The organism is Kitasatospora sp. NPDC001159 (assembly GCF_053598235.1).
On record NZ_JBSFJV010000011.1, the window covers coordinates 1 to 24087 of the forward strand.

Sequence of the window (24087 nt, forward strand, 5' to 3'; positions counted from 1 at the left end):
GGTTACATTCCGAACCCGGAAGCTAAGCCTCACAGCGCCGATGGTACTGCAGGGGGGACCCTGTGGGAGAGTAGGACGCCGCCGAACAATTCTTCAGAAAAGGCCCACCCGGGTTACCGGGTGGGCCTTTTCGCATTTCCGGGGCGATTCCCGAGGCTCTGGTGACTCCGCCGCCGCCGATCCGAAAAATCTGGTCGGCGATGTCGAGAACCCGTGGCTGGCTCCGTCCCCGGGGTGGACGCGGCCACAATGGGTCGCACCAGCACCGAGGGAGAAGCACGATGGCCAAGTACCTGCTGCTCAAGCACTACCGAGGCGCCCCGACTGCGGTCAACTGCGTGCCGATGGACCAGTGGACGCCGGAGGAGGTGACGGCGCACGTGAAGTACATGCAGGACTTCGCGGTCCGGCTGGAGAAGACCGGCGAGTTCGTCGACGGCCAGGCGCTCGCGCCCGAGGGGACGTGGGTCCGGTACGACGGCGAGGGGCGTCCGCCGGTCACCGACGGTCCGTTCGCCGAGACCAAGGACCTGATCGCCGGTTGGATGGTGATCGACGTCGACAGCTACGACCGCGCCATCGAGTTGGCCGGGGAACTGTCGGCCGCCCCGGGGGCCGGCGGCAAGCCGATTCACGAGTGGCTGGAGGTCCGCCCGTTCCTGGCCATGCCGCCGACCATCACGGAGTGAGCTCCCCGATGAACGAGGCCCTGGTCCGGAGCCTCACACCGAGCGTGCTCGGCATCCTCGTCCGCCGCGGAGCAGACTTCGCGGCGGCCGAGGACGCCGTACAGGAGGCGTTGGTCGAGGCGGTCCGCGTCTGGGAGAGCGATCCGCCGAGGGACCCGAAGGGCTGGCTGGTCACCGTCGCCTGGCGCAAGTTCCTCGACATGACCCGGGCGGACACCGCGCGGCGTCGGCGTGAGGACCTCGTCGACCAGGAGCCGGAGCCCGGCCCGGCGGCCGAGGTGGACGACACGCTCCGGCTCTACTTCCTCTGCGCCCACCCGTCGTTGACGCCGTCGTCCGCGGTCGCGCTCACGCTGCGGGCGCTCGGCGGGCTTACCACCCGCCAGATCGCCCAGGCCTACCTGGTGCCCGAGGCGACCATGGCGCAGCGCATCAGCCGGGCCAAGCGGACCGTCGCCGGTGTGCGGTTCGATCAGCCGGGCGACGTCGCCACCGTGCTGCGGGTCCTCTACCTGGTCTTCAACGAGGGCTACTCCGGTGACGTCGACCTCGCCGCCGAGGCGGTCCGGCTCACCCGGCAGCTGGCGGCGGCGATCGACCACCCCGAGGTGGCGGGGCTGCTCGCGTTGATGCTGCTGCACCACGCCCGGCGGGCCGGGCGGACCGCGTCGGACGGCAGCCTGGTGCCGCTCGCCGAGCAGGACCGCAGCCGGTGGGACACCGGGTTGATCGCCGAGGGCGTCGTGATCCTGCAGGCGGCCCTGGCCCGTGACCGGTTGGGAGAGTTCCAGGCCCAGGCCGCCATCGCGGCGCTGCATGCCGACGCGCTCACCGCTGAGGAGACCGACTGGGTGCAGATCGTCGAGTGGTACGACGAGCTGGTGAGGCTGACCGACAGCCCGGTCGTCCGGCTGAATCGCGCGGTCGCCGTCGGCGCGGCCGACGGGCCGCGGGCCGGACTGGCGGCGCTCGCGGGGTTGGACGACTCGTTGCCCCGCTACACGGCGGTGGCGGCTTACCTCCGTGAGCGCGACGGCGACCTGGCGACGGCGGCCCGGCTGTACGCCGAGGCGGCCCCCAAGGCGTCCAACCTCGCCGAGCGCGACTACCTGACGCGCCAGGCGGCCCGGCTCAACGCCCTGCTCAATGCCCGCCACAAGACCTGACCCATCGGGTCAACTCACAGTCGGCCAGCGGCCTTCAGCGCCAGGTAGGTGTCCGCCAGTGCCGGGGCGATCTGGCTCGGCGGGGCGTCGAGGACGGTGACGCCGTGGCGCGTGAGGTGCTCGGCGGTGGCGCGGCGGTCGGCGCGGGTCTGCTCGGCGGCGGCCGCGCCGTAGACGGCCTGAAGGGTGCCGCGGCCGGCGGCCAGGACGTCCAGGTGCGGGTCGGCGACCGAGGCGAGGACGACCTCGTGGCGCTTGGTGAGCAGCGGCAGCAGCGGGCGCAGGCCGTCCTCGACCGGAGCCGCGTCGAGGCCGGTGAGCAGGACGATCAGTGAGCGGTGCGGCGCCATCTTGAGCGCGGTGGCCACCAGCGAGCGCATGTCGGTCTCGTGCAGCGCGGGTTCCAGGACGGCCATCGCGTTGGTGAAGGCGGGCAGGATCTCGTTGGCCGAGCTGCCGGCCACGGTGGCGCGCTTGCGGGCGTCGTGGGCGAGCAGGTCGACCCGGTCGCCGGCGCGGGTGGCGAGGGCGGTGAGCAGCAGGGCGGCGTCGAGAGCGGCGTCCAGGCGGGGGGCGTCGCCGACCCGGCCGGCCGAGGTACGGCCGGTGTCGAGGACGACCAGGATGTGCCGGTCGCGTTCGGGGCGCCAGGTGCGGACGGCGACAGTGTTGCGGCGGGCGCTGGCGCGCCAGTCGATGGAGCGGATGTCGTCGCCGGGCAGGTACTCCCGCAGCGAGTCGAACTCGGTGCCCTGGCCGCGGGTCAGTACCGAGGTGCGGCCGTCGAGTTCGCGCAGTCGGGCGAGCCGGGAGGGCAGGTGCTTGCGGCTGGTGAACGGGGGGAGCGCGCGGATCGTCCAGGGGACGTTGTGCGAGCCCTGACGGCCGGCCAGGCCGAGGGGGCCGAGCGAGCGGACCGTCACCCGGTGGGCGTGGTGGTCGCCGCGGCGGCTCGGGGTGAGTACGGAGATCGCCCGGCGGCGTTCGCCGGCGGGGACGGTGAGGGGGTGCCGGGAGGCGGTCTCGGCGGTGCCGGGTCGCCAGGCGGAGGGGGCCCAGGCGTCGCGGACCAGGGCCCGGAGCGGGCGCCCGGAGGGGTTGGTGACGGTCAGTTCGATCGAGGCGGAGTCGCCGAGGCGGACGGTGGTGTCGCCGCCCCGGTCGACACGCAGGCTGCGGACGGGGGCGGCGAGCGCCAGGTCGACCAGGACGGCGAGCAGGACCGCGCCGGTGACGACGCCGATCCCCGCCCAGGAGGGCAGCAGCAGGCCCACGACGAGCGCGCCGAGCGCGGCGAGCAGGGCGGTTCGCCCGGTGAGGGCCATGCGGGTGCGCTCCTTCGGAAACCCGTGACAATCGGGAACCCGTGGGTTCGGGACCCCGTGGGCCGGGGGCTCGGACGCCTACGGGCGGTGGATCAGCGGGCGGTGGTCAGCGGGGGGCGGGCGTCTGCGCCAGGACGGCCTGGATGACGGAGTCGGCGGTGACGCCCTCCATCTCGGCCTCGGCGCGCAGCGCGACGCGGTGCCGCAGGGTGGGCAGGGCGAGTGCCTTGACGTCGTCCGGGGTGACGTAGTCGCGTCCGGCCAGCCAGGCCCAGGCGCGCGAGGCGGCGAGCAGGGCGGTGGCGCCGCGCGGCGAGACGCCGATGGACAGCGACGGGGACTGCCGGGTGGCCCGGCAGAGGTCGACGATGTAGGCGAGGACCTCGGGGGAGACGGTCAGCTTGGCGATCTGCGCGCGGGCCGCGGCGAGGTGCTCGGGCCCGGCGACCGGGCGGACGCCGGCGGCGGCGAGGTCGCGGGGGTCGAAGCCGGCGGCGTGCCGGGAGAGGACCTGGAACTCCTGGTCGCGGTCGGGCAACGGCAGGATCAGCTTGAGCAGGAAGCGGTCCAGCTGGGCCTCGGGCAGCGGGTAGGTGCCCTCGTACTCGACCGGGTTCTGGGTCGCGGCGACCAGGAACGGGACGGGCAGCGCGCGCGGTTCGCCGTTCACGGTGACCTGCCGCTCCTCCATGGCCTCCAGCAGGGCGGCCTGGGTCTTCGGCGGGGTGCGGTTGATCTCGTCGGCGAGCAGCAGGTTGGTGAAGACCGGGCCGGGCTGGAAGGAGAACTCGGCGGTGCGGGCGTCGTAGACCAGCGAGCCGGTGACGTCGCCGGGCATCAGGTCGGGGGTGAACTGGATCCGCTTGGTCTCCAGGCTGAGCGCGGTGGACAGGGTGCGGATCAGCAGGGTTTTGGCGACGCCGGGGACGCCCTCCAGTAGCACGTGGCCGCCGCAGAGCAGCGCCACCACGAGGCCGGTGACGGCGGCGTCCTGGCCGACCACGGCCTTGCCGATCTCGGCGCGCAGGGCGGTCAGGGCAGCGCGCGGATCGGTTGCGGGCGTGGCGGGGGTGGTGGGTGCGCCGGGGGTGACGGGTGCCGTGCCGGGGGTGATGCGGAGCTGGGCGGTCGCCTGTTCGGTCACGGGTTCCGTACCTGCCTTTCGAGGGCGTCGAGGTCGTCGGCGAGCCGCAGCAGTGCGGCGTCGTCGGTCGGGGGCGGGCCGTAGAGCAGGGCCCGGACGTCCCCGGCGGGTCGTTCGGGAAGGCGGCCGGCCACGGCCGCGCAGAGGGCTTCGGGGTCGGGCGCGCCGGCCTGGAGCGGGACGCCCAGGGTGGGGGCGAGGCGGTGGGCGGCGGCCCGGCGCAGGGCCTCGGCGGCGCGGCCGCGGGCCTTGGCGCGCCGGTAGAGGCGGGCGCGGCCCTCGGTGGTCTCGGCCGCGCGGACCACCACGGGCAGGTTCTCGCTGACCACCGGGCCGAGCCGGCGGGCGCGCCAGAGCGCGGCCAGGACGGCGGCGACGGCGAGCTGGTAGAAGGCCCAGTGCCAGCCCTTCGGGATGTAGTCGTTGAAGGTCTTGGGGTGGAGGCCCTCGGCCGGCGGCGCGGAGTAGTCGGGCAGGTGCCAGGTGAGGCGGGGCTGCGAGCCGAGCAGGCCGAGCGCGAGCGAGGCGTTGCCGTCCTTGGCGAGTTCACCGTTGGTGAGGACGGTGCCGCTGCCCAGCACGATGACGTCGCCGTCCCCGGTCGGGGTGCTGACCAGCGGGTAGCCGTGGCCGCGCGAGTAGCAGCCCTCGCCGCGGCTGCCGCTGGTGTAGAGCATGCCGCCGATGGTGGCGCTGCCGGCCCGGACCGCCTCGGTGAGCGAGCAGCCCATGGCGGTGCTGCGGATGGGGGCGTACGGGGCGCCGCCGGCCTCGTCGGAGGGGCGGATGCCGGGGGCGAGCGCGGTGAGGGCGGTCGGGCCGGGGGCGATCAGGACCAGCCGCTTGTGCCGGGCGGCGGCGATCGCGCGCAGCTGGGCCTTGTCGAGCAGGTCGGGTTCGGGCAGCACCAGGGTGTCGGCGCCGCCCGGTGCGGCCGCGGGGTCGGTGGTGAGCTCGGTCCTGAGGCCCTGGTGTTCCAGCAGCGCGACCACGGCGTGGGCGCCGTCGGCGTCGTACGAGCGCGGGTCGCCGGGCGGGTACTGGTGGCCCCGGTTGAGGGTGGCGATGCAGACGGCGCTGATCAGCAGGGCGGCGAGGAACGCCAGGTACCAGCGGGCGCGGCGCAGCAGGCCGTGCCCGGTGGGGGCGAGGCTGGTCGGCGCGGCGGCGTGGGCGTCGGGCCGCTCGGCGGCGGGGGGAGCGGGGACGGTGCCGGTCATGCCGCTCCTCCCGTGGTCGAGGCCGTGGTCGGGACAGCTGCGGGGACCGTGGCGTGGGCGAGGGCCGGGCGCGTGCGCTCCAGGGTCCGGTCGAGGTCCAGCAGTAGCTGGTACGCGTCCTGGTCGGCGGTCCGGTCGCCGTAGGCGATGTCGTCGAAGGCGCGGGCGGCCGCGGTCAGCGCGGCGGCGTGCTCGGGCAGGGCCCGGCCGGCCTCGACGGCGGCCTCGTCGGCGGTGCGGCCGGGGCGGGTGTCGAGCAGGGTGCGCTCCTCCAGGGCCCGGACCAGCGCCCGCATCTGGTCGCGGACGGCCTCGGCCCACTGCCCGGCTGCGGCGTGCCCGGCGGCGTCCGACCGGTACTGCGCGGCGCTGCGCGGGCCCTGGGTGCCGTACACGCCCGGGACGGTACGGGCGGCGCGCTTGGGTGCGCCGAGGCGCCACCAGAGGGCGGCGGCGATCAGTACGGCGACGATCAGGAAGAGCACCAGCCCGGTGGCGCCGTCGGTGCCCCCGCCGGAGAGGCTGCCGAGCGCGTGGTCGATGTGGTCCCAGAACCAGTCGGTGATCCGTTCCAGGGCGGTCGGGTCGTTCTTGTGGTAGTCGGCCTTGAGCAGCTCGTCGCGCGCGGCGTCGCGGGCCGGGTCACGCGGCACGGTGACCGGGGCGCCGCTCGCGGCGAGGAGCCTGTCCCCCCAGATAGGCATCCGGCTCAGCGCCTCGCGGGGGTCTGGTCGGCCTGGCCGCCCGAACCGGTGCCGGCCTGCTCGGGCAGGCCGGCGGCGCGGGCGAGTTCGATGTCCAGGGCCTCGCGGCGGATTCGCTGGTCGATGTAGACCAGCACGCCGACCGCGGCCATGAACGGGGTGGTGAGCGCGGAGGCGATGATCCCGGCGACCGCGGTCATGACCAGCATGCCGACGGACTGGTTGCCGCTGTTGAGGCGGTCGATGCTGCCGAAGCCCAGCACCAGGCCGATGAACCGGGCCGGGATGAGCAGGACCATCCCGATGACCACGGACAGCACCTTGCTCAGCACGACGATGCCGAAGATCCGCCACCAGGAGCCGCGGACCAGCCGCCGTGAGCGCGAGAGCGCGGTCATCACGCCCTGCTTCTCCAGCATCAGCGCGGGGGCGGCCAGGCTGTAGCGGATCAGCAGCCAGACGGCGACCGGGACGGTCAGCAGGCCGACCAGCGCCAGCAGGGCCTCGGTCGCGGGCGTGGCGGAGCCGCTGGCCTGGTAGCCGAGCAGCGGGGTGAAGCCGAGCAGCAGCACGCCGGAGCTCATCAGGGTGGTGAGCACGGTGAGGCCGAGCAACTGCAGCAGTCGGGGGCGGGCGTCGCGCCAGGCGTCGCCGGCGGTCACCGACCGGCCGAGGACGGCGCGGCTGACCACCACGGTGAGCAGCGCGGTGGCGAGGGCGTCGAGCAGCAGCATCAGCGGCATCCGGGCCAGCAGGGTGAGCAGCTGGGTGGAGATGCCGGTCCTGCCGCTGACCAGCAGCTCGGAGGCGATCGCTCCGGCCTGGTCGACCACGGCGATGCCGAGCGAGAGCGTGAGGGCGGTGCGCCAGTGCCGGCGGATGGTGGTGACGGCTCCGTCGAGCAGTTCGCCGACGGCGAGCGGGCGCAGCGGGATGACCCCGGGCCGCGGGCTGCTCACGGTGCTCCAGCCGTACGGGTTCCGGCCGCCGGGCGGCTGTCCGCCCCAGGTCGGTTGCGCGGGCCGGGTGTTCCAGCCGGGGGTGGCCTGCGGTGGTGCCGACGGTCCGGGCACGGCGGCGGGCGCGTCAGCCGGGGGCCGGGCGCCGTCGCGGGGTGGCTCGGACGAGCTGGGCGAGGCCCAGCCCGGAGTGTCGGTCATCACTGCTCCTCGGAGGGGCGTCACGGGCGCGGCTCCGGGCGGATCTTTCGCCCGCGCGCGGTGCCCATCGTGCCATGGGGCCCGAACAGGCCCCAGGGGTATCCGGTTGCTGATCGGCAACCGGGCTCTTCGGGAGGTCGGAGGGCCGGTCCCGGACCGTTCGGAGACGCTCCGGCGAGGACTATTCGCCCGGTATGGCCGGAATGCCCCGGCGGGGGAGTTGGCCGTTGTGGAGCATTGGTACTGCTGTGCGGCAGGTCACAATCCGGTAATGAGAAGATGGACCCATGAAGGGACGCGTCCTCGTCGTTGATGACGACTCCGCACTGGCCGAGATGCTCGGCATTGTGCTGCGTGGTGAGGGTTTTGAGCCGTTTTTCGTCGCCGACGGGGACAAGGCGCTAGCCGCGTTCCGGGAGACCAAGCCTGACCTGGTCCTGCTCGATCTGATGCTGCCCGGCCGGGACGGCATCGACGTGTGCCGGCAGATCCGGGCGGAGTCCGGTGTGCCGATCGTCATGCTGACCGCGAAGACCGACACGGTCGACGTGGTGGTGGGCCTGGAGTCCGGTGCCGACGACTACGTCACCAAGCCGTTCAAGCCCAAGGAGCTGGTGGCCCGGGTGCGTGCCCGGCTGCGCCGCGCCGAGGAGCCGACGCCCGAGCAGCTGACCATCGGCGACCTGGTGATCGACGTGGCCGGCCACTCGGTGAAGCGGGACGGCCGCAGCATCCCGCTGACCCCGCTGGAGTTCGACCTGCTGGTCGCGCTGGCCCGCAAGCCCTGGCAGGTGTTCACCCGCGAGGTGCTGCTGGAGCAGGTCTGGGGCTACCGCCACGCGGCGGACACCCGCCTGGTCAACGTCCACGTCCAGCGACTTCGCTCGAAGATCGAGAAGGACCCGGAGCGCCCCGAGATCGTGGTGACCGTCCGCGGCGTCGGCTACAAGGCCGGACCCAGCTGACGTGACGGACCGGGCTGACGACACCCCGCCGGGTTCCGCGACCGGCGGGGCGGGGGCCGTGCGCGGTGACGTGCTGAGTTCGACCACCCGCCGCCGTCGCGGCCCTTCCGGAGTTTTCGGCCTGATGAAGCGTCAGTTCCGTCGTCCCGTGCACCGGGTGTCCGCGCTGTACCGCCGCTCGATCCAGCTGCGCGTGGTCGCGGTGTCCCTGCTGGCGTCCATCGCGGTGGTCCTGGTGCTGGGCGTGGTCGTGGTGGCGCAGGTGCGCACCGGCCTGCTCGACACCAAGATCGACGCCGCCCGCGCGCAGGCCCGGATCGGCTTCCAGGTCGAGCAGAAGAAGATCGACGAGGCCCGCGACCTCAAGCTGCGCAACACCGCCGACCCGACCACCGAGGAGACCGGCACCTGGCTGCTGCGGCAGGTCAACGACCTGGCCGCGAGCGGGCAGACGGTCTACTCGGTGATCGCGATGGCCCCCGGAACCGGCGCCGTCGTCCCGGACACGGCCGGCTTCGCGCCGCGCTACTCGGGCGACATCCAGCCCAGCAGCGTCCCGGACACCCTGCGGGCCAAGCTCTTCGACGAGCCCGGCCAGATGTTCGACCAGGCGACCCGGATCCACCGCTCGCCCGAGAGCGGCGGCAAGACCGAGCCCGGGCTGGCCCTCGGCATGCAGTTCGTCGGCCCGGCCGGCACCAGCTACCAGCTGTTCTACGTGTTCTCCTTCGGCCAGGAGACCGACACCCTCAACCTGATCACCGGCACCCTGGCGACCGCCGGCGTGTTCGTGGTGATCCTGATGGGTGGCATCGCCTGGGTCGTGGTGCGCCAGGTGGTCACCCCGGTGCGGATGGCCGCCGGGATCTCCGAGCGGCTCGCCGATGGGCACCTGGAGGAGCGGATGAAGGTGACCGGGACGGACGACATCGCCCGCCTCGGCGAGTCCTTCAACCGGATGGCCAACGCCCTCCAGGCGCAGATCCGCCAGCTCGAGGAGCTGTCCCGGGTTCAGCGGCGCTTCGTCTCGGACGTCTCGCACGAGCTGCGCACCCCGCTGACCACGGTCCGGATGGCCGCCGACCTGATCTACGACAGCCGCGAGGACCTGGACCCGATGGCGGCCCGCTCCGCGGAGCTGCTGCAGGGCCAGCTGGACCGCTTCGAGTCGCTGCTGGCCGACCTGCTGGAGATCAGCCGCTTCGACGCCGGCGCCGCGATCCTGGACGCCGAGCCGGTCGACCTGCGCGAGATCGTCGCCCGGGTGGTGGAGGCCGCCGACCCGCTGGCCCAGGCCAAGGGCAGCACCGTGGTGATCCGCGGCGACGGCGAGCCGGTACTGGCCGAGGTGGACTCCCGCCGGATCGAGCGCATCCTGCGCAACCTGGTGGTCAACGCGCTGGAGCACGGCGAGGGCCGCGACGTGGTGGTCCGGCTGGGCTCGGCCGACGGCGCGGTCGCGGTCGGCGTGCGCGACTACGGCATCGGCCTCAAACCGGGCGAGGCGTCCCGGGTGTTCCACCGCTTCTGGCGGGCGGACCCGTCCCGCGTGCGCACCACCGGCGGCACCGGCCTCGGCCTGTCCATCGCGGTCGAGGACGCCCATCTGCACGGCGGCTGGCTCCAGGCCTGGGGCGAGCCCGGCGGCGGCTCGCACTTCCGACTCACCCTGCCGCGCACCCGCGGCGGCGAGATCAGCCGGGCGCCGTTCCGGCTTGAGCCGGAGGACTCCCGTAACAACCGGGGCCTGGGCGCGTACGGCACGCCGTACCGGCGGGCGATCGCCCCGGCCGGTGCGACGGCGCTGACGGCCGCCGAGGAGCAGGCCGAGGCGCCGGAGGGGCCCGGCAGCGGGCTGGGCAGCGGGCTTGGCGGGGTGCTGAACATCGGCCCCGGGCTGGGCCGACAGCGACTGCCGGAGGGGCCGCGTTCGGACCCTTCGGACGTATGGACCGCAGGGGCCGGTTACGGCGTCACCGGCGCCCAGGTCATGGTGGACCCGTCGCCAGGACGGCCGTCGGTGGCACAGCGGACGGCGGAGCCGGACATGACGGGCGGGACGGACCTGGAGGGGTCGCAGCGTGCGAAGGACGAGCAGCAGGACTGAGCCGCGGCTCACGGCGGTGGCCGGCGCGGTGCTCGGCGCCCTGGTGGCGAGCGGCTGCGCGGCCATGCCGGACTCCGGCGGCATCACCAGGGTGGAGCTGTCCCAGGGCTCGGCCGACAAGAACCTGCAGGCCAGGGTCTACCCGGTGGCGCCCGGCAAGGGCGCCAAGCCGCGCGAGCTGCTGACCGGGTTCCTGGACGCGGTGACCGCCGACGAGGGGTACGACACCGCGCGCAAGTACCTCACCGAGAGCGCCGCCGCGAGCTGGAACCCGGAGGCGGGCATCCAGGTGCTCGCCAGCACGACCATCAAGGAACCCGGCCAGTCCGTCTCCGACACCGACACCACGGCCTCCGAGACGGTCACCGGGCAGATGGTCGCCACCGTCGACGAGAAGCACTCGTACCTGCTGGTCGCCGGGCAGAACAACAACGCCTCGTCCGACTTCACCTTCATCCGGGAGAAGGACGGCGAGTGGCGGATCGACAAGCTGCCGCCGGGCGTGATCATGAACGAGACCAACTTCCGGAACAGCTTCCGGCAGGTCGAGCGCTTCTTCTACACCGCCCCGGACCCGTCGGCCGGCAACGGCGGCCAGGAGGTGCTGGTCGCCGACCCGATCTACCTGCGGCGCCGGATAGACCCGCTGACGGCGGCCGCCAAGGCCCTGGTCGGCGGGCCCTCGAACTGGCTCTCGCCGGTGGTCCGGACGGCCTTCCCGACCGGCGCCTCGGTGGACAAGGTCTCCATCGACGACAGCCGGGTCGCCCACGTGCAGCTCGGCGGCGCGGACCTCGGCGAGCCGATGGCCTGCCGCCGGATGGCGACCCAGCTCTTCTACACCCTCGCCGACCAGGGCAAGGGCCAGGTCGAGCGGCTGGAGCTGAAGGGCCAGCGCGGCTCCTGCACGGCCAGCCGCGCCGACTCGCCCGCCACCGGCCCGGGTGCCCTGACCGGAGCGGTGGCCGGAGCGTCGTCCGTCCAGCAGTACTACCAGCGCTCCGACAACGGCGTCCTGATGGCGACCGACGACGGCCGCACCGGTGACCCGGTGCACGGCGTGCTCGGCAAGCCGCAACCGAACCCGGCGGCCCAGCCGAGCGCCCTCGCGGTCAGCCGGGACGGCGCCCGGGCCGCCGCGATCAGCGCGGACGGCCACCAGCTCTACTCGGTGGCGCTGTCGGACAGCACCGTGGCGATGCCCGAGCCGGTGCTCAGCTCGCCGGTGAAGGCCGGCAGCAAGGACGACGGCCTCGCCTCGCCCAGCTGGGACGGCCGCGGCGACCTCTGGGTGGTGGACCGCAACCCGCAGGGCCCGCGGGTGGTCATGGTGCGCGGCAACAAGTCGTACACCGTGCCGGTCGACGGGCTGACCGGGCAGACCGTGCAGGCGCTGAGGATCTCCTCGGACGGCACCCGGGTCGCCCTGGTGGTCAGGTCCCCGGGTGTGGCGACCAGTTCGCTGATGCTCGGCCTGGTGGTGCACGGCGGCACCCCGGAGGCGCCGACCGCGAGGATCACCGGGCCGCTGCGCCGGGCGGCGCCCTCGCTCACCGACGTGGCCTCGGTCTCCTGGGCGGAGAGCGACCAGCTGCTGGTGCTCGGGAACGAGGCGGACCGCCCCAAGCAGCTGTACTACATCAGCACCGACGGCTCGCAGAGCACGGACGGTCAGCTGCAGGGCGGCCTCGGCATGCTGAGCGTCTCGGCCTCGGAGTCCCGGGGCGACAGCCTGACGCCGGCGCCGCCGGTGCTCGCGGTGGCCGAGGGCAAGGTCTACCGGCTGGTCAACAACCAGTGGCGGGAGGCCCAGCTGCTGGACAAGGCCCGCTCCTTCTTCTACGCGGGCTGACGCCCCGACGGATCAGTCGGCCGGCTGCACCGCGGTGGCCGCCACCGTGGCGGCCGCCCGGGCCGGCAGGCCGGCGTCGGCCAGTGCCCGGGCGGCCTCGGCCAGGCTCGCCCCGGTGGTCACCAGGTCGTCCACCAGCACCGGCTGACGGCCGGCCAGCTCGCGTCGGGCGCGCGGCAGTACGGTGAGTGCCCCGTGCAGATTGCGCCGCCGCTCGGCCGCGTTCAGCCCGGTCTGGTCGGCGACCGGACGGGCGTGCCGCAGCAATGGCGCGGCCCGGGCGTCCAGACCCGCCCGGCGCAGCGAGCGGGCGGCGGCCCCGGCCAGCCGCAGCGTCGGGTCGTGGCCGCGGGCGCGGACCGCCGCGCGGGCCGAGGGCATCGGGACCAGCAGCAGCGGCGGGGACTCGGCCCGGGCCCCCAGCACGGAGCGCACCGCCCGTCCGAGCGCCTCCCCGAGCGGCCCGGCCAGCCGCAGCGCGCCGCGCTCCTTGTGCGCGAGCAGCAGCTGCCGGACCGGGTCGTTGTACGGAGCGGCGGCGTGCGCCCAGGGCAGCAGGGTGGGGCCGGGGCGGGCGGTGGCCAGCGCGTGCCGACAGGCCGGACAGAGCTGGGTGCGCTCGCTGCCGCAGCCCGCGCAGTCGGCGGGGAGCAGGACGTCCAGCAGCCCGGCCAGTGCGTGGGCGAAGGGTGTCCGGACGGACGGCGGACGGGTGGGCGAGGGGGACGGCAAAACGGCTGCTCCTGGCGGCGGCAGGCACGGAGAGTCAGCAAAGGATGCGCCGTATGGGGGGCGTTGTCCAGGTATTTACCCCTACTTCACTCGCAGGAGGGTAGACAGGGTGAAGCAGTTTGACCGCCCGCCCGCAGTATCGGGTCATACCCGGGTTCTCGCCTGGGGAGGCGAAAATCCCGTGTGAGGTGTTCGATAAGGCTCCAGGGGGTTTCAACCGTCCCTGATGGGGAGGAAGTGAGATGAGGGCCAGTCGTTCCCGCCGCTGGCGGGGGCGGGGGCCGGCAGTGGATGGGCTGGTCCAGCTGGAGCTCAGTCCGGTCCGGTAGCACCCGGATCGGCGTCAGCACGAGGGATCGGAGTTCTGCGTGGACATCGTCGTCAAGGGCCGCAAGACCGAGGTGCCCAAGAGGTTCCGCGAGCACGTGGCCGAGAAGCTGGAGAAGGTCCAGAAGTTCGACGGCAAGGTGATCAGCCTCGACGTCGAGGTGTCCAAGGAGCACAACCCGCGGCAGGCCGACCGGTCGGACCGCGTGGAGATCACTCTCCGTACCCGGGGCCCGGTGATCCGGGCCGAAGCCGCCGCCGCCGACCCGTACGCGGCGCTCGACCTGGCCTCGGCGAAGCTCGACGCGCAGCTGCGCAAGTCCGCGGACCGGCGTCGGGTGCACAAGGGCGGCGCGAACGGCCGCACCCCCATCAGCGTCGCCGAGGCGACTGCGGCCTTGGCCGCGCTGCCGTCGACGACGGCGACGGAGGGCGAGACCAACGGAGCCGTCCGCAAGACCATGATGGGATCCCTGGAAGTGGAGGGCGAAGGCCCGCTGGTGGTCCGGGAGAAGACGCACTCGGCCGCCCCCATGGCGCTGGATCAGGCGCTCTACGAGATGGAGCTGGTCGGCCACGACTTCTACCTCTTCGTGGAGAAGGACAGCGGCCTGCCGAGCGTCGTGTACCGCCGACACGGCTACCACTACGGCGTCATCCACGTGCAGCCCGACATGGCGGCCGGCGTGGCCAGCGGTGCGGGCGGTGCGATCGGTCGGTCCGACGACGAGGACTGACCGTCCCGGCAGTGATGGAGTCGTGACCCCGGTGGCAGTGGCCGCCGGGGTCACCGGCGTTCGGCGGCGGGACGGGTTCCGGGGCGGGACGGGCGTCGCGACGGGACGGGTTCGAACGGTGCTCGGACGCACTGGGGTCGAGGGGGTCACCCGATGCGGCGGAATCGGCGCCGGAGGGTCACCGTGGCGGTGTCGGGGCGTGGAATGATTGGCTGACGACGACCCGCGAAGGGGGAGGAGCGGATGGGGGATCACTTCGGGCTGGGGCCCGCTGGGGGGCCGGTCGCCGGACTGTCGCCGGGCCCGGAGGAGGGGCCCGCGTACGCGCCACGCCGGGGTGAGCCGATCCGCGTGCTGGTGGTGGACGACCACGCGTTGTTCCGTCGGGGGCTGGAGATCGTGCTCGCCGAGGAGCCGGACATCAAGGTCGTCGGCGAGGCCGGGGACGGCGCCGAGGCGGTGCTGAAGGCCGCTGACCTGCTGCCCGACATCATCCTCATGGACGTCCGGATGCCGCGCCGCAGCGGGATCGAGGCCTGCACGGCGATCAAGGACGTGGCGCCCAGCACCAAGATCATCATGCTGACGATAAGCGACGAGGAGGCCGACCTCTACGAGGCGATCAAGGCGGGGGCCACCGGCTACCTGTTGAAGGAGATCTCCACCGACGAGGTCGCCACCGCGATCCGCGCGGTCGCCGACGGGCAGTCGCAGATCAGCCCGTCGATGGCCTCCAAGCTGCTCACCGAGTTCAAGTCGATGATCCAGCGCCGCTCCGACGACCGGGACCTGGTGCCCGCGCCCCGGCTCACCGACCGGGAGTTGGAGGTGCTCAAGCTGGTGGCGACCGGAATGAACAACCGGGAGATCGCCAAGGAGCTGTTCATCAGCGAGAACACCGTGAAGAACCACGTGCGCAACATCCTGGAGAAACTCCAACTGCACTCCAGGATGGAGGCGGTGGTGTACGCGATGCGGGAGAAGATCCTCGAAATAGGGTGAGCCGGTTCGCTCGGCCCGTTCAGTCGGCGAGCAGCTTCTCCAGGGCCGGGCGCAGTCGTTCGTCGTGCAGCGCCCCGACCCGTACGGTGTCGCAGCCGACCCAGGCGGCAGCCTCGCGCAGGGCGGTGGCCAGCGCCTCGACGTGCCGCGCGCCGGATCCTCGGTCGCCGGTCAGCGAGACCTGTCGGGCGACCAGGGTGCGCCCCTCCCGGGCCGGGTCGACCCGGCCGACCAGCCGACCGCCGGTCAGCAGCGGCATCGCGAAGTAGCCGTGCACCCGCTTGTGCTTGGGCGTGTAGGCCTCCAGGCGGTGCGTCATGCCGAAGATCCGTTCGGTGCGGGCGCGGTCCCAGACCAGCGAGTCGAACGGCGAGAGCAGGGTGGTGCGGTGGCGCCCCCGCGGGGCGGCGGCCAGCGCGGCCGGGTCGGCCCAGGCGGCGGCCCGGCCGCCGCCCGGGCCCCAGCCGGCCACCTCGACCGGGATCAGCCCGCTGTCCGCGAGCACCGGGTCCAACTCCTCGGCGCGCAGCCGGTGGTAGTCCAGCAGGTCGGCTCGGGTGGCCACGCCGAGCGCGGCGCCGGCCTGGGCGACCAGGGTGCGCACGCACTCCCGGTCGGACCGGTCCTGGCCGAACAGGGCATCGGGGATGGCCTGTTCGGCCAGCGCGTACACCCGCTTCCAGCTCCGGCGCTCGGTGCAGACCACGTCCCCGAAGGCCAGGGCCCGTTCGACCGCGATCTTGGTGTCGGACCAGTCCCACCACTCGGCGGTCCTCTTCGCCCCGCCGAGCGCGGTGGAGGTCAACGGCCCCTCGGCGCGCAGCTTGTCGAGCACTGCCCGGTACGTCTCGGGCGCGACCTGGTGGCCCCAGAGGTGGCCGCGGTCGCGGTAGCGGCGGCGCCGGAAGGCGAACAGCGGCCACTCCTCGACCGGCAGGATGCAGGCCGCGTGCGACCAGTACTCGAAGCTCGTGCCGGCGCCCCAGTACGCCGCTTCGACCGCCGGACGGCCGACCGCGCCGAGCCGGGCGTACGGCACCAGCTCGTGCGATCGGGCCAGCACCGAGATGGTGTCCAACTGGACGGCGCCCAGGTGCCGCAGCACCCCGCGCACCCCGCCCCGGCGGTCCGGTGCGCCCAGCAGGCCCTGGGCGCGCAGAGCGATCCGGCGGGCGTCGTCGGCGCCCAGGACGGTGACGGGGGTGCGGTCGGCGGCTGCGGCGGTCATGCCGGCGAGCGTAGCCCGGGGTACCGACGGCGGGCCCGGGCCGGTGTCCGCTCGATTCAGCGCTCAGTCCGGGTCGGACCTCAGTCCAGGTCGGACGGGAGCAGCGAGGCGACCCAGGAGTCGTGGAAGACGCCGCGCTGGTTGGCGTAGGAGCGCAGGGTGCCCTCGTAGCGGTAGCCGACCCGCTCGGCGACCGCGCGCGAGCCCTCGTTGCCGATGTAGGCGAGCCACTGGAGGCGGCGCAGGCCGAGCTCGGTGAGCGCCCAACGGGCGACCGCCCGGGCCGCCTCGACGGTGTAGCCGCGGCTGCGCTGCTCCTTCACCGTCCACCAACCGACCGAGGCGGAGTCCGGGTCAGCGGCGAAGCGGGTGACCGCCTGGGCGCCGACCAGCCGCCCGGTGTCGCGTTCGACCACGCACCAGGTGAACTCGCTGCCCTTGCCCAGCCCCTCGGGGGCCAGGGTGCGTACGAAGAACTCCGCGTCCGCGCGCCGGTAGGGGACCGGCACGACCGTCCAGCGCTGGATCTCGTCGTCCTGGCAGGCCGCGAAGATCGCGTCGATGTCCGATTCCCGGGGGGCCCGCAGGACCAGGCGGTCGGTGGCGAGGGTGACGAGTTCGCTCCGTGGTTCTTCCATGGGTGGATTATTTCGCCGAATGAGGAATGCGGGCATCCGATATCGCGGCCAACTCCCGGGCCCGCCGACCGATTTGTCATGGTGGACGGTGCTATCGGTCCATGTGCTCGGGCGGGTGACACGGGAATACGGTGCTGACGCACCTCCCGGCGCATTGGACTCCTCGCATACGATGGCCCGTGCGGTGGGGTGGACCCGCCGTGCAGTCGTCCAGTGCCAATACAGGCAAGGAGCCCGCTCAAGTGTCCGTCTTCGACAAGATCCTGCGCGCCGGCGAGGGCAAGATCCTTCGCAAGCTGCAGCGGATTGCTGCCCAGGTCAACTCCATCGAAGAGGACTTCGTCAACCTCACCGACGCCGAGCTGCGCGCGCTGACCGACGAGTACAAGCAGCGGCTCGTCGACGGCGAGTCGCTGGACGACATCCTCCCCGAGGCGTTCGCCACCGTCCGTGAGGCCGCCAAGCGCGTGCTCGGCCAGCGGCACTACGACGTCCAGCTCATGGGCGGCGCGGCCCTGCACTTCGGCTACGTCGCGGAGATGCGCACCGGTGAGGGCAAGACACTCGTCGGCACCCTGCCCGCGTACCTGAACGCGCTGACCGGCAAGGGCGTTCACCTGATCACCGTCAACGACTACCTCGCCGAGCGCGACTCGGAGTGGATGGGCCGGGTGCACCGCTTCCTCGGCCTCGAAGTCGGCGTGATCCTGGCCAACATGACGCCCGTCGAGCGCAAGCGCCAGTACGCGATGGACATCACGTACGGCACGAACAACGAGTTCGGTTTCGACTACCTTCGTGACAACATGGCATGGTCGAAGGACGAACTCGTCCAGCGCGGCCACAACTTCGCCGTCGTCGACGAGGTCGACTCGATCCTCATCGACGAGGCCCGTACCCCGCTGATCATCTCCGGCCCGGCCGACCAGGCGACCAAGTGGTACGCCGACTTCGCCAAGCTGGTGCTGCGCCTGAAGATCGACCGCGACTACGAGGTCGACGAGAAGAAGCGCACCGTCGGCATCCTGGAGGAGGGCGTCACCCGGGTCGAGGACTACCTCGGCATCGACAACCTCTACGAGTCGGTGAACACCCCGCTCGTCGGCTTCCTGAACAACGCCATCAAGGCGAAGGAGCTGTACAGGAAGGACAAGGACTACGTCGTCATGAACGGCGAAGTCATGATCGTCGACGAGCACACCGGTCGTATCCTGGCCGGCCGCCGCTACAACGAGGGCATGCACCAGGCGATCGAGGCCAAGGAAGGGGTGGAGGTCCAGAACGAGAACCAGACCCTGGCCACCATCACCCTGCAGAACTTCTTCCGCCTGTACGACAAGCTGTCCGGCATGACCGGTACCGGCACCACCGAGGCGGCCGAGTTCCACCAGATCTACAAGCTCGGCGTGGTGCCGATCCCGACCAACAAGACGCCGCTGCGCATCGACCAGCCCGACCTGATCTACAAGTCGGAGCCGGCCAAGTTCGCCGCCGTGGTCGAGGACATCGCCGAGAAGCACGAGAAGGGCCAGCCGGTGCTGGTCGGCACCGTGTCGGTCGAGAAGTCCGAGTACCTGTCGCAGGAGCTGCGCAAGCGCGGCATCCCGCACGAGGTGCTGAACGCCAAGCACCACGAGCGCGAGGCGCAGATCGTCGCGCAGGCCGGCCGCAAGGGCGCCGTCACCGTCGCCACCAACATGGCCGGCCGAGGCACCGACATCATGCTCGGCGGCAACCCGGACCACCTCGCGGCGGCCGAGCTGGCCCAGCGCGGGCTCTCCGCGGGGGACAACCCGGAGGAGTACGAGGCCGCGTTCCCGGCCGCGCTGGAGAAGGCCAAGGCCTCGGTCAAGGCCGAGCAGGAGGAGGTCAAGGAGGCCGGTGGCCTCTACGTCCTCGGCACCGAGCGGCACGAGTCCCGCCGGATCGACAACCAGCTGCGCGGCCGCTCCGGCCGTCAGGGCGACCCGGGCGAGTCCCGCTTCTACCTGTCCCTGGGCGACGACCTGATGCGCCTGTTCAAGGCCGGCATGGTCGAGCGCGTGCTCTCGATGGCCAACGTGCCCGAGGACGTGCCGATCGAGTCCAAGATGGTCACCCGCGCGATCGCCTCCGCGCAGACCCAGGTCGAGCAGCAGAACTTCGAGATCCGCAAGAACGTCCTCAAGTACGACGAGGTGCTCAACCGCCAGCGCGAGGTCATCTACGGCGAGCGTCGCCGCGTGCTGGAGGGCGAGGACCTGCAGGAGCAGGTCGGCCACTTCATGGACGACACCGTCGAGGCCTACGTCAAGGCGGCCACCGGCGAGGGCTTCGAGGACGACTGGGACCTGGACAAGCTCTGGTCCGCGCTCAAGCAGCTCTACCCGATCACCCTGGACCTGGAGGAGCTGGAGGAGGAGGCCGGTGGCAGCGGCGGACTGACCTCCGAGTTCCTGACCAAGGTCATCCAGGAGGACATCCAGGCCCAGTACGGTGCCCGCGAGGACCAGCTCGGTGAGGAGATCATGCGCGAGCTGGAGCGCCGGGTCGTCCTGTCGGTGCTGGACCGCCGCTGGCGCGAGCACCTCTACGAGATGGACTACCTCCAGGAGGGCATCGGCCTGCGGGCCATGGCGCAGCGCGACCCGCTGGTCGAGTACCAGCGCGAGGGCTTCGACATGTTCACCGCGATGATGGAGGGCATCAAGGAGGAGTCCGTCGGCTACCTGTTCAACCTGGAGGTCCAGGTCGAGCAGCAGGTCGAGGAGGTCCCGGTCGAGGACGCCCAGGTGGTGCTCGACAAGCTGGAGAAGGACGCCGCCCGCCCGGAGATCAAGGCCAAGGGCCTGGAGGCCCCGAAGCCCCAGCGGCTGCACTACACGGCCCCCTCGGACGAGGTCGGCGGCGGTGTCATCGAGGGCGACTTCGAGGACCTGGCGCCGGAGGACGAGGGCGACGGGCTGACCCGCGCCGAGCGCCGCAAGGCCGCCAAGTCCGCCAAGGGCCGTCGCCGCAAGGGCTGAGCCCGACGTAGGACGCCGCGCAGGGCGCCGCACCCGCACGGGGGCGGCGCCCTGCGCCGTCCCGTACCACCGGGTGGTCATCGGGCCTCCACGGCGGTGCACTGCCACTGCCCGGCCGGGCCGCGCTGCTCCAGCCGGAAGGCCACCATGTGGTGCCGCCGGCCGAGATCGACCCGGACGCAGGCCTCGACGGCATCGGGTGAGGGCGATCGGTCGTGCACCGGGCCGAGCCGGGGCCGGTCGGCGGGGCCGCCGCGGCGCAGCGCACCGGCCCTGACCAGCGAGGCGAGCTGCCCGTAGCCGTCCAGGCTGGTGTGCCGCATCAGCTGGCCGGCGGGCCGGGCGCCGGTGAGCACCTCGACCAGCTGGTGGGCGAAGCGGGCGGCGAGCGCCCGGGGGGCGTGGTCGTGGGGGACGGCGGTGCCGGTGCAGACGGCGCGCGGTCGGCGCGGCCGGCGTCCGGCTGGGTCGCAGCTGCCGGAGGCGCGGACGCGGCGGTGCGGGCGGGCGGTGAGGTGGGCGGTCACGGTGGCTCCCGGTGCGGGTGGTGCGGGTACGGACGGGGCCAGGCTGACGGCGCCGCGCGCGGGGCGGCAACGTGTTTTCGGGCGCCCGGGGCCTGGTGCGGAGTTCACCTATCCGGGGGACTTGACCAATGCGGCGACGGGCCCGGCGGGCCGTCTGTCGATGCTCCGGTTGACGCCCGGGGGCGGGCCGTACGGTCCGAAAGGGGACGCCCCGGTGCGGCGGACCGGGTGGCCCTGCGGGCCGCGCGCTGATCGGGGTGGAGGGTGATCACGGCGGGCCCGGCGGAGCTTATTCTTGGGGCGCTGCAGAATCTGTGCCGCTGGACGAACCCCGCTGGACGAACCGGAGAGTGCCACCGATGCGCGTGTACGTGCCCACCACCCTGACCGGCCTGGCGGCGGCGCACGAGGGCGGCGCCCTGGAGCAGTCCGCGGCGTACGCCGTGACCCCCGCGCTGCGCGAGTGGTACGTCAGCGACGACCTGGAGGAGCTGGAGTACGCGGCGCTGAACCGGGCCGCCCAGTCCTCGCTGCGGCTGCTGGCCGACGAGCCGGACGCCCCGCGCCGCCGGATCGTGGTGGCGCTGGACGTCGCCGACTCGGCCGTGAAGCCCTTCCCCGGCGACGAGTACCAGGACCAGGCCTCGCTGGGCCGGGTGGTGCTGGCCGGCCCGGTGAAGCTGGCCAAGGCCGCCTCGGTGCACGCCGACGTGGCCGACGACGAGGTGGTCGCGGACGTCACGGCGGCGGTGGCGGCGGTGGCTGCGGCCGACGCGGGCGACCAGGACGCCCAGTTCACCGTGGACGGCGCCGAGGACCACGACCTGCTCTGGTACGCGACCCAGGAAATCCCCTCGCTGCTGGCCTGAGTGACCCCGGTCCTACCCGTGTCTCGTCCGTCCGGGTTACCGTCTGCACCCGTGCGCACTCACATCGTTTGGGACTGGAACGGGACCCTCTTCCACGACATGGAAGCGGTGCTCGGCGCGAGCAACGCCGCGTTCGCGACCATCGGCGTCGGGCCGATGACCATGCAGCAGTACCGCGAGCAGTACGAGATCCCGATCCCCAACTTCTACGAGCGGTTGCTCGGCCGGATGCCCTCCCGGGAGGAGTGGCTGAAGCTGGACGACGCCTTCCAGGACCGCTACCGCGAGCTCAGCCTGGCCTGCGGCCTGACCGACGGCGTGCTGGAGCTGCTGGAGGGCTGGGAGACCGCCGGGAACAGCCAGTCCCTGCTGTCGATGTACATGCACGACAAGCTGGTCCCGCTGGTCGACTCCTTCGGCCTGACCGGCCGCTTCCTGCGGGTGGACGGCCGCAGCGGCCCGTCCGGCGGCCAGAAGGCGGAGCAGCTGACGAGGCACCTGGCCGCGCTCGGGGAGCAGGTGGACCCCGCCCGTACGGTTCTGATCGGTGACGCCGCGGACGACGCCCTGGCGGCGCTGAACGCGGGCGCCCACGCGGTGCTCTACACCGGCGGCTCGCACACCCGGGAGAAGCTGGAGCCGGTCGGTGTCCCGGTGGTGGACAGCCTGGCCGAGGCGGTCGAGCTGGCGGGCTGGCTGGCGGGCTGAGCCGCCCGGACAGTGGCGGGCGCCACGTTCGCCGTCCGCGTGTCTGAACAGGCGGAACCCGTCCCCGCTGGTCAGGCTGGAGCTGGGCCCGTCTCTCGGATCCTTGCCGGGCCCGCGACGTGATCCAGGGGACAGGCCCTGCCCCCCAGCCGCCAGCAGGACGGAGCCGCCATGCCCATCGACGCAGTCACCGAGGTGCCGACCCCGGTCAACGAGCCGGTGCAGGCGTACGCGCCCGGCAGCCCGGAGCGGGAGCGGCTGGTCCGGCGGCTGGACGAGCTGGCGGCCGAGCAGATCCCGTTGCCGATGACCATCGGCGGCGAGCAGCGCTTCGGCGGCGGTGAGCGGATCGACGTCGTCCAGCCGCACCACCACGCCGCCAAGCTGGGCGTGCTCGGCAACGCCACCCGGGAAGACGCCCGGGCGGCGGTGGACGCGGCGCTGGCGGCCGGGCGGCAGTGGCGCTCGCTCTCCTTCGACGACCGGGCGGCGGTCTTCCTGCGCGCCGCCGACCTGCTGTCCGGGCCCTGGCGGGAGACGCTCAACGCGGCCACCATGCTCGGCCAGTCCAAGACCGTGCAGCAGGCCGAGATCGACTCCGCCTGCGAGCTGATCGACTTCTGGCGGTTCAACGTCCACTTCGCCCGGCAGATCCTGGCCGACCAACCGATCTCCTCCCCGGGGGTGTGGAACCGGGTCGACCACCGCCCGCTGGAGGGTTTCGTCTACGCGATCACCCCGTTCAACTTCACCGCGATCGCCGGGAACCTGCCCACCGCCCCCGCGCTGATGGGCAACACCGTGGTCTGGAAGCCCGCGCCGACCCAGGCGCTGGCCGCCCACTACCTGATGCGGCTGCTGGAGACGGCCGGCCTGCCGCCCGGGGTGATCAACCTGGTCACCGGCGACGGCCTGCAGGTCTCCCCGGTGGCGCTCACCGACCCGGCGCTAGCCGGGCTGCACTTCACCGGCTCCACCGCGACCTTCCAGTCGCTGTGGCAGACCGTCGGCGCAAGCATCGGCGGCTACCGCACCTACCCGAGGATCGTCGGCGAGACCGGCGGCAAGGACTTCCTGCTGGCCCACCCCTCGGCCGACCCGGAGATCCTGAAGACCGCCATGATCCGCGGCGCCTTCGAGTACCAGGGCCAGAAGTGCTCGGCGCTCTCCCGCGCCTACCTGCCGCGCAGCCTGTGGCTGAGGATCAAGGACGACTTCCTGGCCGAGGTGGACGCCCTCACGGTGGGCGACGTCACCGACCTGTCCAACTTCATGGGCGCCCTGATCGACAAGCGGGCCTTCGAGAAGAACCGCATCGCGATCGAGCGGGCCAAGGCCGACCCGACCGTCGAGCTGGTGGCCGGCGGCCAGTACGACGACGCGATCGGCTGGTTCGTCCGCCCGACCGTCCTGGTCTCCTCCGACCACCGGGGCGAGATCTTCCGCACCGAGTACTTCGGCCCCGTCCTGGCGGTCCACGTCTACGAGGACTCCCGCTGGGACGACGTGCTCGGCCGGGTCGACGCCGGCGCCCCGTACGGCCTGACCGGCGCGGTGATCGCGCAGGATCGTTACGCCATCGCCCAGGCCGTGGAGGAACTGCGCTTCACCGCCGGAAACTTCTACATCAACGACAAGCCCACCGGCGCCGTGGTCGGCCAGCAGCCCTTCGGCGGCTCCCGGGCCTCCGGAACCAACGACAAGGCGGGCGCCGCCCAGAACCTGCTGCGCTGGACCTCGGCCCGCGCGATCAAGGAGACCTTCGTCCCGCCGACCCACCACGGATACCCGCACATGGGCTGAGAGTGAACATGAAGCTCCGGTTTGGACATGGTGTCCAGGACGGACCCGACATCCTGCGGGTTTGCGCCTCCCTGTCCCTGTGCACCTTCGATTGATCCGGTTAGGCTGGCTGGCGTCGTCGGGTGGCTTGCAGGACGAATGAGTCGTCCTACCCGCTGGGAGGGCGTTTCATGCGTGCC

At 72.7% G+C, this 24087-nt stretch carries 20 protein-coding genes and 1 rRNA gene; 12 read left to right on the forward strand and 9 right to left on the reverse strand.

The window, feature by feature from the left end; all coding sequences use genetic code 11:
• From rrf to ACWC9T_RS08360, 3 genes are all read left to right on the forward strand, one after another.
• Positions 1-87, forward strand: a 5S ribosomal RNA gene (gene rrf, locus ACWC9T_RS08350); the annotation flags it as partial.
• 194 nt (positions 88-281) lie between these two features.
• Positions 282-689 carry a YciI family protein gene (locus tag ACWC9T_RS08355; RefSeq protein ID WP_449820262.1) on the forward strand — a complete coding sequence of 136 codons (408 nt, stop codon included), beginning with the start codon at positions 282-284 and terminating at the stop codon, positions 687-689.
• Between the two features lie 8 nt (positions 690-697).
• Positions 698-1855, forward strand: a complete 1158-nt coding sequence (locus ACWC9T_RS08360; RefSeq protein WP_449820349.1) for an RNA polymerase sigma factor — start codon at positions 698-700, stop codon at positions 1853-1855.
• A 14-nt stretch (positions 1856-1869) separates the two neighbouring features.
• Here the strand turns inward: ACWC9T_RS08360 and ACWC9T_RS08365 are convergent, their stop codons facing one another.
• From ACWC9T_RS08365 to ACWC9T_RS08385, 5 genes are all read right to left on the reverse strand, one after another.
• On the reverse strand, positions 1870-3180 hold the full coding sequence (locus tag ACWC9T_RS08365; RefSeq protein ID WP_449820263.1) for a DUF58 domain-containing protein: 1311 nt from the start codon (positions 3178-3180) through the stop codon (positions 1870-1872).
• Positions 3181-3286: 106 nt separating this feature from the next.
• Positions 3287-4216 carry an AAA family ATPase gene (locus ACWC9T_RS08370; protein ID WP_449820350.1) on the reverse strand — a complete coding sequence of 310 codons (930 nt, stop codon included), beginning with the start codon at positions 4214-4216 and terminating at the stop codon, positions 3287-3289.
• Positions 4217-4320: 104 nt separating this feature from the next.
• Positions 4321-5544 (reverse strand): DUF4350 domain-containing protein, encoded by a 1224-nt coding sequence (locus ACWC9T_RS08375; RefSeq protein WP_449820264.1) that lies wholly within the window; start codon positions 5542-5544, stop codon positions 4321-4323.
• Positions 5541-6248 carry a DUF4129 domain-containing protein gene (locus tag ACWC9T_RS08380; protein WP_449820265.1) on the reverse strand — a complete coding sequence of 236 codons (708 nt, stop codon included), beginning with the start codon at positions 6246-6248 and terminating at the stop codon, positions 5541-5543. The genes ACWC9T_RS08375 and ACWC9T_RS08380 overlap by 4 nt, the downstream gene beginning before the upstream one ends.
• A 5-nt stretch (positions 6249-6253) precedes the next feature.
• A complete protein-coding gene (locus ACWC9T_RS08385) occupies positions 6254-7408 on the reverse strand; it encodes a DUF7544 domain-containing protein (RefSeq protein ID WP_449820266.1) in 1155 nt (384 codons plus the stop codon).
• 287 nt (positions 7409-7695) lie between these two features.
• Between ACWC9T_RS08385 and mtrA the strand changes: the two genes are divergently transcribed.
• From mtrA to ACWC9T_RS08400, 3 genes are all read left to right on the forward strand, one after another.
• On the forward strand, positions 7696-8373 hold the full coding sequence (mtrA, locus tag ACWC9T_RS08390) for an MtrAB system response regulator MtrA (protein ID WP_350746044.1): 678 nt from the start codon (positions 7696-7698) through the stop codon (positions 8371-8373).
• 124 nt (positions 8374-8497) lie between these two features.
• On the forward strand, positions 8498-10480 hold the full coding sequence (mtrB, locus tag ACWC9T_RS08395) for an MtrAB system histidine kinase MtrB (RefSeq protein ID WP_449820267.1): 1983 nt from the start codon (positions 8498-8500) through the stop codon (positions 10478-10480).
• Complete coding sequence (locus ACWC9T_RS08400) at positions 10455-12332, forward strand: LpqB family beta-propeller domain-containing protein (RefSeq protein WP_449820268.1); 1878 nt, start codon at positions 10455-10457, stop codon at positions 12330-12332. Before mtrB ends, ACWC9T_RS08400 begins: the two co-directional genes overlap by 26 nt.
• 12 nt (positions 12333-12344) lie before the next feature.
• Here the strand turns inward: ACWC9T_RS08400 and ACWC9T_RS08405 are convergent, their stop codons facing one another.
• Positions 12345-13064, reverse strand: coding sequence for a ComF family protein (locus ACWC9T_RS08405; protein ID WP_449820269.1), 720 nt, complete (start codon positions 13062-13064; stop codon positions 12345-12347).
• A 368-nt stretch (positions 13065-13432) separates the two neighbouring features.
• Between ACWC9T_RS08405 and hpf the strand changes: the two genes are divergently transcribed.
• Together hpf and ACWC9T_RS08415 are read left to right on the forward strand one after the other, a co-directional pair.
• The gene (gene hpf / locus ACWC9T_RS08410; protein WP_355676363.1) at positions 13433-14128 is read left to right on the forward strand and encodes a ribosome hibernation-promoting factor, HPF/YfiA family; all 696 of its coding nucleotides are present in this window, start codon (positions 13433-13435) and stop codon (positions 14126-14128) included.
• Between the two features lie 243 nt (positions 14129-14371).
• Positions 14372-15130, forward strand: a complete 759-nt coding sequence (locus ACWC9T_RS08415; RefSeq protein WP_449820270.1) for a response regulator — start codon at positions 14372-14374, stop codon at positions 15128-15130.
• 19 nt (positions 15131-15149) lie between these two features.
• Here ACWC9T_RS08415 and ACWC9T_RS08420 read toward each other — a convergent pair whose 3' ends face one another.
• Both ACWC9T_RS08420 and ACWC9T_RS08425 read right to left on the reverse strand, forming a co-directional pair.
• The gene (locus ACWC9T_RS08420; protein ID WP_449820271.1) at positions 15150-16358 is read right to left on the reverse strand and encodes a winged helix-turn-helix domain-containing protein; all 1209 of its coding nucleotides are present in this window, start codon (positions 16356-16358) and stop codon (positions 15150-15152) included.
• Between the two features lie 80 nt (positions 16359-16438).
• Positions 16439-16996 carry a GNAT family N-acetyltransferase gene (locus ACWC9T_RS08425; RefSeq protein ID WP_449820272.1) on the reverse strand — a complete coding sequence of 186 codons (558 nt, stop codon included), beginning with the start codon at positions 16994-16996 and terminating at the stop codon, positions 16439-16441.
• A 242-nt stretch (positions 16997-17238) separates the two neighbouring features.
• Here ACWC9T_RS08425 and secA point away from each other — a divergent pair, with 242 nt between their 5' ends.
• Positions 17239-20001 (forward strand): preprotein translocase subunit SecA, encoded by a 2763-nt coding sequence (gene secA / locus ACWC9T_RS08430; protein WP_449820273.1) that lies wholly within the window; start codon positions 17239-17241, stop codon positions 19999-20001.
• Positions 20002-20078: 77 nt separating this feature from the next.
• On the opposite strand, the gene ACWC9T_RS08435 is transcribed toward secA, so the two are convergent.
• The gene (locus ACWC9T_RS08435) at positions 20079-20528 is read right to left on the reverse strand and encodes an Rv3235 family protein (protein ID WP_449820274.1); all 450 of its coding nucleotides are present in this window, start codon (positions 20526-20528) and stop codon (positions 20079-20081) included.
• 359 nt (positions 20529-20887) lie between these two features.
• Between ACWC9T_RS08435 and ACWC9T_RS08440 the strand changes: the two genes are divergently transcribed.
• From ACWC9T_RS08440 to pruA, 3 genes are all read left to right on the forward strand, one after another.
• Positions 20888-21397 carry a DUF6912 family protein gene (locus ACWC9T_RS08440; RefSeq protein WP_449820275.1) on the forward strand — a complete coding sequence of 170 codons (510 nt, stop codon included), beginning with the start codon at positions 20888-20890 and terminating at the stop codon, positions 21395-21397.
• 51 nt (positions 21398-21448) lie between these two features.
• Positions 21449-22105 carry an HAD family hydrolase gene (locus ACWC9T_RS08445; protein WP_449820276.1) on the forward strand — a complete coding sequence of 219 codons (657 nt, stop codon included), beginning with the start codon at positions 21449-21451 and terminating at the stop codon, positions 22103-22105.
• A 177-nt stretch (positions 22106-22282) separates the two neighbouring features.
• Positions 22283-23908 carry an L-glutamate gamma-semialdehyde dehydrogenase gene (gene pruA, locus ACWC9T_RS08450; protein WP_449820351.1) on the forward strand — a complete coding sequence of 542 codons (1626 nt, stop codon included), beginning with the start codon at positions 22283-22285 and terminating at the stop codon, positions 23906-23908.
• The last annotated feature ends 179 nt before the right edge of the window (positions 23909-24087 follow it).